Origin of the sequence: Bradyrhizobium sp. I71 (assembly GCF_022354745.1) — a bacterium.
GTDB classification, from domain to species: domain Bacteria; phylum Pseudomonadota; class Alphaproteobacteria; order Rhizobiales; family Xanthobacteraceae; genus Bradyrhizobium; species Bradyrhizobium liaoningense.
This window is the reverse complement of sequence record NZ_CP059398.1, coordinates 5,875,255-5,887,892: the sequence shown is the minus strand read 5'-3', so window position 1 is coordinate 5,887,892 and position 12,638 is coordinate 5,875,255. Positions and strand designations below refer to the sequence as shown.

Here is a 12,638-nt window from a genome sequence, read left to right as displayed (position 1 = left end):
GACCGGTTAAGGGTTACCCCGTATTCCGCAACCCCGCCGAGATGCCGTTGATGGTCAGCTGAATGCCGCGCAGCACCTGCTCGTCCGGGTTCTGCGCGCGGTGCTCCTTCAAGAGCTCGACTTGCACGTGGTTGAGCGGGTCGAGATAGGGGAAGCGGTGGCGTACGGAGCGCTCCAGCAGCGGGTTGCCCTGGAGCAGCCGGTCCTGGCCCATGATGTCCAGGAGCGTCTCGATGCAGGAATGCCATTCGCGGCGGATACGGCCGAAGATCTTCTCGCGCAAGGCTTCGTCGGGCACGAGCTCGGCATAGCGAGAGGCGATCGCGATCGAGCTTTTCGCCAGCACCATGTCCATGTTCGACAGCAGCATGCGGAAGAACGGCCATTCCTGATAGAGCTCCTTCAGGAACGGCATGCCCTTGTCGGGATGCTCGGCGATCCATTGCTCGACCGCGCTGCCGAAGCCGTACCAGCCCGGCAGCATCAGACGGCATTGCGCCCAGGAGAACACCCAGGGGATGGCGCGAAGGTCCTCGATGGCGCGGGTCTTCTTGCGCGAGGCCGGGCGGCTGCCGATGTTGAGCGTCGCGATCTCGTTGATGACGGTGGAAGCCCAGAAATAATCGACGAAGCCTTCCGTTTCGTAGACCAGGCCGCGATAGGCCTTGAACGCCAGATTGGAAAGCTCGTCCATCGCGACCAGATATTCGCGGCGCGGTGCGCTCTGGCGCGGATGCAGGAGGCTTGCTTCCAGCGTCGCCGCGGCGAGGATCTCCAGATTGTTGCGGCCGACCTCGGCGTTGGAATATTTCGACGAGATGATCTCGCCCTGCTCGGTGATGCGGATCTGGCCGTTCACGGCGCCGCCTGGCTGCGCGATGATGGCGTCATAGCTCGGCCCGCCGCCGCGACCGACCGAGCCGCCGCGGCCGTGGAACAGGCGCAGCCGCACGTGGTGGCGCTCGAACACCTCGACGAGGCCGATCTCGGCCTTGTAGAGCTCCCAGCCCGAGGTGACGAAGCCGCCGTCCTTGTTCGAGTCGGAATAGCCGAGCATGACCTCCTGCACGCTGCCGCGGCTGTCGACCAGACGGCGGTAGTCGTGCAGCGACAGCATGCGATCCATGATGCCGGATGAGGCCTGCAGATCCTCGATGGTCTCGAACAGCGGCACGATGTTCACGGCGCTGCGGCCGGAGGGATGGACGAGGCCGACCTCCTTGAGCAGCACGGCCACTTCCAGCATGTCCGACATGCCCTTGCACATCGAGATGATGCATTGGGGAATGGCGTCCGAGCCGAACTTCGCATGCGCTTCCGCGGCGGCATGGAAGAGGTTGAGCTCACCCATGGTCTCGTCGCTGTATTTGACGAAGGGCGAGACCAGCGCGCGCGTCGAGCGCAATTCGTTGGTGAGCAACGAGATGCGCGCGTCCTCGCCGAGCGCGAGATAGGACATGCCGGGATTGGCGGCGTCCATCAGCTCGGCGATCGTGCGTTCGTGCACGGCCGAGTTCTGGCGGATGTCGAGCCGGGCGAGATGGAAGCCGAAGCAGTCCACCGCGCGGCGCAGCAGCCGCAGCCGGCCGCGGGCGATGACGCGGGCATTGTTGGAGATCAGCGAACGGTGCAGCACGTCGAGATCGGCCTGCAGCTCCTTGACGCTGGCGTAAGGCGCCGCTTTGCCGACCGGCCGGCGTGTGATCTCGACCTCCAGCATTTCGGCCGTTGCGGCGAGCCGGGCATAGATGCCGGACACCGCGAGGCGATAAGGCTCGCCGCTCCGGTGCGGCGAGGTGTCCGGCGAGCGCTCCGCCAGGTTTCGCAGTTCCTCGGAGACATCGGCGAGATGAGCCGCGATCGACAGCTCGGAGCCGAGCACGTGCAGCTCGTTCAGATAGAACTGCATCACCCGGCTCGACTGCAGCCGCAGCGTGCCGCGCATGACGTCGGCGGTGACGAAGGGGTTGCCGTCACGGTCACCGCCGATCCAGCTGCCCATGCGCAGGAACGAGGCGAGCTCGCCGGCAGCCTGTGCGCCATCCTCCTCCAGCCGATCTTCGAGCGCGTTTACGAGCCGCGGCACCTCGCGCAGGAAGGTGTAGTCGTAGAAGGACAGGCCGTTGGCGACCTCGTCGAGCACGGTCAGCTTGGTCCGGCGCAAGAGATTGGTCTGCCACAACGTCAACACCTCGCGGCGAAGCTGCTCGTCGCTGGCGGCCGCCTCCTCCGCGGTCAACGCGACCCGCTCGCGGCGATCGAGCAGGCCGGCGACCTCCATCTCGCGGTCCATGGTGCTCTTGCGTCGGACTTCGGTCGGATGCGCGGTCAGCACCGGGCTGACCAGCGCGGTCTTGAAGAAGTTGCGGAGCTGATCGGGACCAACGCCCGCCGCCTTGGCATGGGCCAGCGTGTCCGCCAGCACGCCGGAGCCGCTGCTTTTGGCAGCGCGCGCGCGCATCTGGCGGATGTTGTTCTGGTCCTCGGCGATGTTGGCAAGATGCGAGAAATAGCTGAAGGCACGGACGATCCGCACCGTCTCGGAGGTCGACATGCTGTCGAGGATCTGCTCGAGCTCACGGCGGGCGAGCCGGTCCTCGTCGCGGTGGAACCGGATCGAGGTCTGCCGGATGCGCTCGACCAGGTCGAACACGTCGGCGCCCTCCTGGTCGCGCACGGTGTCGCCGAGGATGCGCCCGAGCAGGCGAATGTCGTCCCGCATGCGCGCGTCGGCCTCAAGCGCCTGGACGTCCTCAGGGCGGTTGGGGCGAGGTTCAGTGCTGTCGGATGGTACGGTCTGGAGGGACATGGCTCGCTCCTTGGTTCGAGCTCGCTTGGATGCCCGGCAAGGGCGAGTGTGCGATATTTTTCCGCCGCAGTGCAAGATGAACTTGGTGGCGGCGCGGCAGGGCTGGGTGATGATCGCGTGTCCCGGACAAGCAGCAACGCCGCAAGCGTTGCTGCGCCGAGCCGGGACCCAGAAGCCACAGAGCACATTGCCGCAACATGGGCCCCGGCTCTGCAGCGCATCACGCCGCGAAGACGGCGGCGCGCTGCGCTGCGTCCGGGGCACGAGAGATTGCTGCAATCTCCCCAATGGACATAGTCTCGCGGTCTCGTGGCCGGTTTCGCCCGAGCTCTGCTGTCCGTTTCGCCCTCATCGAGATGAAGGGCGCAGGGAAGCCCGGGCGCCGGCTGGCACCCAGGGTCCGCACGCGGGGTGACCACAGGTGATGCCGCGGGACATCCCGGCCTTCCCTGCGCAATGGTTTTGCGGCTTATGGCGCGTTCTCCCCCGGGAGCGATGCACTATTGCCCCCGTCGCCTTGCGGATGATCGTTGCGCGCGCCCGGTCGGGCCGCTTCACCACCGCAAGCCCTGACGCACAGACCCCGGGCGTCAGGACCACACGCTTTTGCCGTCCGCGGACGTCCCGTCCCTGATCAACGGAGGCTACGCGTGCTCGCCCCCGTGGCCGAAACGAGACGCTGTGACCGCGGCGTGTTTTGCCTCCGGGCACCGCGAGCGATTAAGGGGCTCAGCGCGTAGGATGGGTTGAGCCCTTGCGAAACCCATCGCGTTGCGTCATCGGCGGAGCTTGATGGGTTTCGCTTACGCTCTACCCATCCTTGTATTAGCCCGATTGGTTATATTGAGCCGTTCCGTGAGGAATGGCCCAGCCCGGGTGGCCGCCCGAGCTGGGTCGCCGTTCGATCGGATCGGTACCCACCGAAGCCTTGAGGGCTGTCAGACGTAGCAAGATCGCGATCGGCACTTCATCGGGACCCGAATGGTTGAACGAACTTTAGGTTCGCATAACAAGGGAGGGATCGACGAAGATGGCCAAGCATACCACGATCTGTGCCGGGATCGATACCGGCAAACGGAAGCTCGATGTGGCGATCGAGGGCAGCCGCGAGCAGTTGCAGGTGACGAACACGGCGGAAGGCCATGAGGCTTTGCTGACGTGGCTGCGACAGCATCGCATCAAACGCGTCGGCATCGAGGCGAGCGGCGGTTACGAACAGGCTGTCGTCGCCGAACTGCGACGCAAGGGGTTTGTGGTTGTGGTGTTTCAGCCGGCTCAGGTCCGAGCCTATGCCGCATTCCACTTGCAACGGGCCAAGAACGATAAGATCGATGCCGCTCTTATCGCAACCTGCACCGCCGCGGTGCGGAAGATCCATACCGCTCCCGATCCCCGGTTGCTGCCGTTCGCCGAGCAGCTGACCATGATCGATCAGATCGGTGAGGATATTGCACGCCTCAAAAACAGGATCGAAAGCTGCCGCAATGCGGCGATCAACAAGCTCTGGCAAGAGGATATCGCTCGCCTGGAGCAGCGCGTGAGGGTCGCACTCAAGGCTCTGGTCGCCTCGATCCGCAAGCATCCCGACCTTGCCAAGAGACTTGCCCTGATCAACAGCGTTGACGGCATCGGGCTGCCGACCGCCGTGGCCATCCTGGTGCGTCTGCCTGAGATCGGCCAGATCACGCGGGAGCAAGCTGTCGCTCTCGCCGGCCTTGCGCCCTATGACGACGACAGCGGCGACCGGTCAGGCGTTCGGCATATCGAGGGCGGACGAAAGCGGCTGCGCCGCGCCCTTTATACGGCTTCACTGGCCGCATCGTTTCGATGGAACCCGCAGCTCATCAAGCTCTATCAACGGCTGACTGCGGCTGGAAAGGAACACAAGCAGGCGCTCGTTGCCTGTGCCAGAAAGATGCTCATCTTCGCCAACACAGTGGTGGCTCGCGGCACGCCGTGGTGCGGCGAACCTCCGGTAGGATCATTCCCTGCTTCTTAGTTCGACCGAGACGCGCTTCTTCGTCCCGACCTACGGCTCCTCATGACGTCGCGCGTAGCGTCCGTCAAGGATGGCCGTCGCTCGCCCCAACATCACCCGATCTGCCGCCAGGCCACGCCTTGACGGACGCGAGCACGGCGTCATCATGGCAGACGCAGGCGATCCGGACGGCGCAAAACACGGCCGCTATTTAATGGTTGCTACAGGCTAGTGAGCGGCGGCATTTTCGGCACGTGCAGGAGCATCACCGACGTTAACCCTGTCGCGCAAATGATTCGTCGTGAGGCGGCAGCCGCCGACAAGTTGCCTTATTGCAGCGGAGAATTTTCAGCGGCACTAACCTAGGTTAGAGGCGCATTATGCTGAGAATGGCGTTGTTGGGCCTCCTCATCCTGTTGAGTGTAGGAATGCTCTCAGCAATGGAGCTGACAGCTCCACCGCGTCGCGCTGTCGCGACCGTCCAGCCGCTTGCCGAGCAAAACGCAGCCATCCCGGCTGCACATGACGCATTGGCGAAGGCCGATCGCCTTGACGTCGTCGCTGTGAGCAGCGAGATGCCGACACAGGCTGCTTTGGTCGAACCGCCCGTTGCTCCGCCGGAAGACATCCATCTCGGTTCGCACGAGCCGGAAACGATCACCCGTCATCGGCACCATTCGAAGAAGATCGCGACCGCTGAACGTCCCAAGCCAAAACCGAAAGCAGCCGCTATCAAGCGAACTGCCAATGTCCAGCGTTCAAAGGCCGCCAACAATACCGAGCCCTGTCGGCTCAAGGCGTTTGGTGGCTTGCGCAAGGCATTGAATCTGACCAGTTGCGAAATCTGAGGACGGTTCTGGCCCCTTGACCTGCATGTGGCGTGCTTTGCCCGACCGGGCAACGCGTGGGATTGTGTGCGACCACGGCCTATTTCGTCACCATCCGTCGGGTCGGCGCTACGGTGCCGGCAGGAGCCATCGGCGAGATCGAGAACGTCAACCACGCGTTCCATCCTGCCGGCCGGTTCTCCGCCGCGAATTCGCCATATGCCTTCAGGTTGAGATAGCCTTGCATGTCTTCAACCGGAAACAGGTATCCGACCTGCGGACCTACGCCAACGACCCGTGACCGGAAACCACCGAGGATCGGGTGTTGTCCAAAGTCGTCGGTGATCTGCTGATAGCCGTACCCCACCAGTCCGACAAAAAGCTGCTTAGAGAGAAACTGGGAGGCGCCCCAGTCGAAGTGGAAGTCGATGCCATTCTGATATTGTGTGTCGTGGTTCTTGAAATTGTAGGTAAGTCCCGCGACAGCCGAAAACTCGTGGCCGGTCTGCGGATTGAAGTAGGTGTAGCCGCCGCCGCCGTCGATAGCAGCATGGCCGATACCGAGATTGGCAAGCCGGATTGGCGAATAGGCGCCGACCGGAATGTCCCCGGTCACATAGGTCATGAAATTGTGGACGCCGGCGTTCCACTTCAATGTCGCCTGCGGATAGAGGTCGCCGACCGATGTGATGGAGTCGGCAATGGTGCCGTTGCGCGTTATCACGAGCGGTCCGAGTGCCGTGGTCAGCGTCCCGCTCAGGTCGGCGCTCGAGCGCCCGAACAGGCCGGTTACGCCAATGGCCAATTGTCCTCCGAGCACCGGCGTTGCGAAGGTGTAGGTGGGGTTGAGCAGAACGAGATCGCCCTGCGCATTGAGATGCAGATTGAGGCTGCTGTTCACCGTCGCGGGAAACCTGCCGATCTGGATTTCCTTCGCCGCGGCTGTGGCCCCGGATGCGGATACGGTCGTGTGATAATACACCGCCGCCATCGACCAGCCCGGCACCGCCGGGGCCGCCGCGAGGCTGCCGAACCGGCCGGGAAGCCAGTACGAAACCCCACCCTCATCGGCATATGCCGCTTCGGGCACGCAGCCGAGCAGCACCATGGCTGCGCCGAGACTCGTGCGGATGAACCAAATCCGAGATTCTTGCTTGGATGGCGTCATTCTCTGCCCCCGACACTCATTGTATCTGAACCCAAAATGGCCGTCGCTGAACTGCAACGGGTGGTCACGGTCCTCGCCAATGGTATGCGGCATACGATCTGCCCGGACCATTTGCCGAATCGATCTGCATTCAGACGACTGTCAAACCCGCTTGATGCCAGGCGGCTGCCAGCTCCCTTCGCCGGCCGGCAGGATCGAAGGTGCTTCGCTCTTCGGCCAGTACAAGCGCATGACAAGATAGATCGTGTCATTGGGCGCAGGCAGCCAGTTTGCTTCCTTGTCCGCGCCGGGGCTGTCCTTCTGGATGTAGAGGGTGAGCGAGCCATCCTCATTCTTCTTCATGCCGGGCAACATCGGCGAGTTGATGAGGTAGCGGCTGATCGGGTTCTCGACCAGGAGTTGGCTCTTGCCGTCATACATCGTCACCGACCAGAAGGAGTTCACCGGTGGCAGTTGTCCCGCGGGGAAGGTCAGTGTGTAATTGTGCTTGCTGCCGTCGAGCGTCCGGCCGTCGCTGTCAACGCGCGTGAACGGATAGGTCGCTTCCGCCGGGTCATTGCCGTAGATGCCGGCCTGAGCGGCGACGGCTCGCTTCAACCAGTCGCCATTGTAGTGGGCGCTATCGCCTGGAAGACCGCTAACGCGCCAGCCATTGATCGCCTCGCCGGCAGATGCGACGGCCTCGTCCACCTTCCGCTGACCCTCCTTCATGCCGAGGCCAAGCTCCAGCTTGTGCTCCAGTGGCAGGTCCTTGAAGTTGAGGGTCTTGCCTGGCCCGACCCCGATGCGTGCCAGCTTGGAGCGTATCTCCTTTTCATTATCCTGTGCCGGCGCGAATTGTAGCGCGAAGTCGAGATAATCGAAGAAGTTGGTCTTCACGAGTTCCTTGTCGATCTTGGGGAAGTCGATGGCTGGCGCGGCCGGCGGCGGCGTCTGTTTCAGATAAGCCGAGAGCATCTGCACCTTGTAACCAGCTTGCACCTTCTTGACGTTATCGAGATCATCCGGGCCGAAAAGCTGGGTGCGATAGCCCGCAAGGGATAACTGTGTGCTCGAACGAAACACCCGTTTGATGCCCGCCGGGGTGTCGCCCTTCCAGTTGGGCCCGACCACCATGTAGTCGCCGGTCTCGCTCCCTGTGGCTCGGGTGCCGATATAGCCGTAATTGTAGGTATTCCCGTCGCAGAGCATGACCGAGTAGTAGCGCTTCGGGTCCATCGCGGGCACCGAGAGCACCACCGGCTCCATCCGCAGATCCAGCCATACGAAGGAATAGGGCGTGTCGCTATTGGGCGTGACGATTGCCGTATCCTTGTAGGTGTAGACATTCGGCTCGTTCTTGATTTGGTTGAACGGTGCCTTGAACTGCCCCGAATTGCGGTCGACCGCGTATTCGTACATGATTGCATAGTTCATCACGATTGGCAGGCCATAGATGAAACCTGCCTCGGCGAAGTCCTTGGCCTCAAACAGCCCGGGCCAATCGGCTTTGTTCTGCGCGATTACCGGGGTGGACTTCGCCGTCGTGACGGCGAGCGCAGTCAGCGCAGCGGAGCGAAGCAGATCGCGTTTCGTCAACATGGGAGCTCTCCTTTGTTACCATTGTTCTTTTGTTCGGCCGACGCCAGCGCCAAAGCGCTGGGCCTCGATGGCGGAGCGAATGAGGTCAAAGCCGCAGGCCGGACCAGCCGAGGTATTTGAAAGTTTGTGCTGTCGTATGCCTTCGGCTCACGTGACCTGCTTGACCGGCGGAATCTTCCAAGATCCATTGATGATCGAGGGGTTCCTCTCGTTCGGCCAATACAGCCGCATCATCAGGACAAAATCGCCTGACGGTGCGGGAAGCCAGTTGGATTCCTTGTCCTTCCCCGGCGAGTCCTTCTGGATGTAGAGTTCGGTGGAGCCGTCAGGATTCGATTTCAAATTCTGTCGCGCGCTGATCGAGTAGCGGTCGAGTGGATTGTTCACGAAGAAATAGTTCGCATCGTACATCGTCAGCGACCAGAACCCGAGCGCCGGCGGCAGCTGCCCCTTGGCAAATCGCAGCACGTATTTGTTGGCACCGTTGTATTTGCGGCCCTCAGCGTCTTTCAGCGAGGTCGGATATACGGCGTCCTGCGGACGGTTGGCGCCGAGCCCGATGGCGGTAACCAGCGCGCGCATCAGATAGTCGGCACCGTAGATGCCGGTCTTGGTGGTGAAGCCCCAGCCGTTCTCGTCCTTCATGTCCTTGTTGATCTTGAACTGAAGCATGATGCGATCGAATCCGATCTCCGGAACTCGCTTGACGAAATCTGCCTTGAGCTTGCTTGCGTCGAAATCCTTCCCGGGCACGATTCCGATCCTCGCGAACTTGGCGAGTTGCGGCGCGTCGGCGGCCGCCGGCGGATTGTCTTTCATGAGCTTGCAGAGCAACGTGAAATAGGCCGTCGCATCCATGCGATTGACCTGATCACGAACAGCAGTCTTCATGTCGATGGAAGCATCGACCTTGCCTTCAGGCGGTGTGTAGGGCTTGCCATAGGAGCTCAGCGGGACCAGCTTGCATTCGTCCTGCAGCTTGTGCACCTCGGCGTAGTCCTCGGACGTGCCGGTGCAATAGATGCGGCCGAGCAGCCACACGATGCTGGTGGGCGACTTGTATTCCTTGACGCCGGACGGCAGCGTGCCCTTCCATCCGGGGCCCGTGATGGCATAGGTCTGCGCGCCGGTGCCGGTCGTCCGCTTGCCCGGCACCTGGAATACCGTCGTCCAGCCGTCCAGCATCGGGAAGAGTGCGTAACGGCCCTTCATGTCCGGGATGCTGAGCACCCACGGTTCCTTGCCGACGTCGAAGAACGCACTGGTGTAAAGCGTGTCTGCATTTGGTGCCGTCACGTCGCGGAAAGACGCATCAGGGTACTTGCGCAGCTTGATGATCTGGCCCATCGGCGCGCGCGTGCCGACCGGCTTTGCAACGTTGGTGATGACACGGCGCGTCATCTCCATCGTCACGAGCGGATAGCCGAAGATGTAGGCGTCGGTGGCGAGTGCGAACTCCTCGAGTCCCTCGCCGGTGCCGAGAAGTTCGCCGAGCTCGGCGTGGCCCATTGTGCTTATCGAGGAACTAACGAGCAGGCTCATGCCGCCGATCGTTACGTTGCGACGGGTGACATCCATGATAAACTCCGTTGAAATGAAGAACTTGAAATCTTTCGATGCTCTCGGTCGCTCAATTCACCGAGCTAAGGGGAAACCCGCTCCTCTCTCGTCTCAATAACAGGGCGGATACGGGTAATAACCGCACGCCGGCCGCGCGTAGGGGTGATAGTACGCAGCCGCGCCATATGCGGCGGCGCCTACGGCGCCTGCATACATCGCGCCGCGGAACGCGCTGCGCCGGGCAACGCCGGCGAACGACAGCGGCGTGAACGGCCGCCCGATGATGTCGATGAAGAGGGCAGCGCCACCGTCGGCGCCGGCAAGATCGCCTTCCAGAGTCTGGACATGGAAGGTGAGCTTGTCGCCCTCGAGCTTCGGGTTCTTGAGGACCACGACGGCGTCCTTGACCGAGCCATCCTTGCCCAGCACGGAAACGGTCGCGTTCGGAGGATTTTTGGTGAAACTGTCGTCACCCGATCCCCACTCCGCGATCACGTCAGCGGTCGCCTGGTGGCCTGCGGAGCGTACTGGACGGTCGGCAAATATGATGGAGCTGGGCGACACGCCGGTCAAAGTGAGTGTATCCCCTTGCAACGTGGCGCCACGGGAGTTGAGCACGAACAGCGACGGCACGATCTCGGGTTTGGCTGAGGCTGCTGGCGTGCCGATAGTCTTCATGGAAGACGGTGCCGCCGCGTTCTGGGCGAGCGACGCACTGGCGCTGCAAAACGTCATGGCCAGGGCGAGTATTGCGATAATCCGATCTAGTCCTGCGATCCGCATGTGACGTTCACTCCTGTTTGCCGCTCGTCTTTTTCGTTGGCTGTTGCCTGCCGAAACCCAATGGTTGACGGCAGGTATTCCAAATGCCTGCATGACGCGCTTCCCAGTTCACTGATCAATCAAGGCACGCTCGCACAGCGTGCAGAATGATCTCTCGATGTCGCGGCGTCTTGCCATTTCGCGCCAATCATTCCGAGGTCGAGTTAGTCATTTCGAGGTCCTGAGAAGCGCTTACCTGCCGGCTTTCGGGCAAAAGGACCGCATTTCGCGCCATTCGTCCGGTTTGACTGCTGTCGCCGATAGACGTTGGGTTGGATCTTCATCAAGCGCGCGAAGTTGCGGCTGAAGCTGCTGGCACCTGCGAAACCCAAACGCGCAGCGATGTCGGCGATGTTTTCGTCCGATTCCGCGAGCAGATGGCAGGCGGTGTCGAGCCGAACCTCCGCGACGAGCTCAGCGTAGGTGGTGCCCATCTCGGCAAGGCGGCGCTGCAGCGAGCGGGCACTGATGCCGAGCCGGTGCGCCGTTTGGGGGAGCACCGCACGGTCCTGGCGCAGCGACGCGGCGATGGCCGCTCGGACAGCGTATCGGGACGGCGTGGGGACTCGCTTCATGATGCGGCGCAAAACCTCCGCTCTTCCGACATATTCGCCAATGTTTACGCAGAAGACGCCGTTACGTATGGCCATCGCGCGCCAAAATGCGACTTCGCCGACCGTTGCGAAGGGTAGCACCGGCATGATGCCGCAGCGCAGCGTGGCAAGGTTGATCTTGAACTCAGTCTAAAGTAGCATCATGAGCAAAGCGCGCGGTTGCATCACCTTGGGAGGCCGGGACAGCGGAAAGCCGTGACGTCCCGGGGCACGACCATGAAGGCCATTGTCGTGGCGCGCTGCGCCCTGCTTGCACCTTTCGTTGAGGTTTTGAACGATGTCGGGGCCCCGGCTGAACGGATGCTGAGCAGGTTCGGCCTGCCAGCACATCCCGAACAGAAGCCCAATGACTATTTCCCACTCATTCCCGCACTTCAGTTCGCAACGATTGCACAGTCATCGCAGGGGATTACGGATCTTGGATTTCGAGCCGTCCAACGAATGCACTTTGGTCATATGAGTGACCAACTTCAAGCTGCGGTTCGCCACGCGCCGACCCTGTTTTCCGTCTTGGAGCAATGGTGTCAGCTTATCCAGATCGAAGACAACTTCGTCCGCTATTGGCTCGAGCGTCATGATGACCTCTTGAGGGTTTGCAACAGCATCTCCGGAACTGCTGGAACTCTGCATCTCGAGCATACGCAATGGCTGCAGAACGTGATGATGGTGTACGTCATCCGCCAGTTTGCAGGGCCGAATTGGGCGCCGGCGACCATCGCCTTTGAAGCTCGATACACGCCTGGTCCCGAGACCCAATCCCGGTGGCCTCACACCCGTTTCCTGTCGGGTCAGAAGGTTTCATGGATTGATGTGCCCATTTCACTGCTGAGCTTACCCAATCCGGTGAAGCCCGCGGCATCAGGCCCATCGGAGCGCGAGTTTCAGCGCATCGGCACCGATGCCATAACATCGCTCAAGATGATGCTTCCGTCGTACCTGGATGAGGGCCCCCTCGGCATCGCCGAGGTAGCCGAGATCGCCGGGACCAGCGTGAGAAGCCTTCAGCGCGGCCTCGCAAGCGCAGGACTGACATACTCTCGCTTGCTCGATCAGGTCCGGTTCGAGAAAGGTGCCGACTTGCTGCGCAAGACGGACGCCAGGATAATCGATGTTGCCTTGGCCACGGGTTACACCGACCCGGCTCACTTTGCCCGTGCGTTCCGCCGCATGGCGGGCATAACGCCGCGCGAGTTTCGAGAGAATTCGCCGCGAGCCTAGCGATGCGAAAGTCCTACAGGAGCGTCGACCGCCGCGAGGCTCCAAAGTCAGCTTCGCCGGA

The 12,638-nt window shown here is 62.0% G+C and carries 9 protein-coding genes; 3 read left to right on the top strand and 6 right to left on the bottom strand.

The features are described 5' to 3' along the window. Positions 1–13: 13 nt before the first annotated feature. Positions 14–2,809 (bottom strand): phosphoenolpyruvate carboxylase, encoded by a 2,796-nt coding sequence (gene ppc / locus FJV43_RS28275; protein WP_239622287.1) that lies wholly within the window; start codon positions 2,807–2,809, stop codon positions 14–16. Positions 2,810–3,839: 1,030 nt separating this feature from the next. Here ppc and FJV43_RS28270 point away from each other — a divergent pair. Together FJV43_RS28270 and FJV43_RS28265 are read left to right on the top strand one after the other, a co-directional pair. Then, positions 3,840–4,808, top strand: a complete 969-nt coding sequence (locus FJV43_RS28270) for an IS110 family transposase (protein WP_239621302.1) — start codon at positions 3,840–3,842, stop codon at positions 4,806–4,808. A 419-nt stretch (positions 4,809–5,227) separates the two neighbouring features. Continuing rightward, the gene (locus tag FJV43_RS28265; RefSeq protein ID WP_239622286.1) at positions 5,228–5,635 is read left to right on the top strand and encodes a hypothetical protein; all 408 of its coding nucleotides are present in this window, start codon (positions 5,228–5,230) and stop codon (positions 5,633–5,635) included. A gap of 79 nt (positions 5,636–5,714) precedes the next feature. On the opposite strand, the gene FJV43_RS28260 is transcribed toward FJV43_RS28265, so the two are convergent. The 5 genes from FJV43_RS28260 to FJV43_RS28240 form a co-directional block, all read right to left on the bottom strand. Next, a complete protein-coding gene (locus FJV43_RS28260) occupies positions 5,715–6,722 on the bottom strand; it encodes a transporter (protein ID WP_239629640.1) in 1,008 nt (335 codons plus the stop codon). Between the two features lie 201 nt (positions 6,723–6,923). Then, positions 6,924–8,363 (bottom strand): DUF1254 domain-containing protein, encoded by a 1,440-nt coding sequence (locus FJV43_RS28255; protein ID WP_239622285.1) that lies wholly within the window; start codon positions 8,361–8,363, stop codon positions 6,924–6,926. Positions 8,364–8,510: 147 nt separating this feature from the next. Continuing rightward, positions 8,511–9,941, bottom strand: coding sequence for a DUF1254 domain-containing protein (locus tag FJV43_RS28250; protein WP_239622284.1), 1,431 nt, complete (start codon positions 9,939–9,941; stop codon positions 8,511–8,513). 93 nt (positions 9,942–10,034) lie between these two features. Then, positions 10,035–10,658, bottom strand: coding sequence for a hypothetical protein (locus FJV43_RS28245; protein ID WP_239629638.1), 624 nt, complete (start codon positions 10,656–10,658; stop codon positions 10,035–10,037). 251 nt (positions 10,659–10,909) lie between these two features. Continuing rightward, the gene (locus FJV43_RS28240; RefSeq protein WP_239622283.1) at positions 10,910–11,446 is read right to left on the bottom strand and encodes a helix-turn-helix transcriptional regulator; all 537 of its coding nucleotides are present in this window, start codon (positions 11,444–11,446) and stop codon (positions 10,910–10,912) included. Positions 11,447–11,575: 129 nt separating this feature from the next. Here FJV43_RS28240 and FJV43_RS28235 point away from each other — a divergent pair, with 129 nt between their 5' ends. Continuing rightward, positions 11,576–12,577: an AraC family transcriptional regulator gene (locus tag FJV43_RS28235; RefSeq protein ID WP_239622282.1), complete on the top strand. Its 1,002-nt coding sequence runs from the start codon at positions 11,576–11,578 to the stop codon at positions 12,575–12,577. Positions 12,578–12,638: the final 61 nt, after the last annotated feature.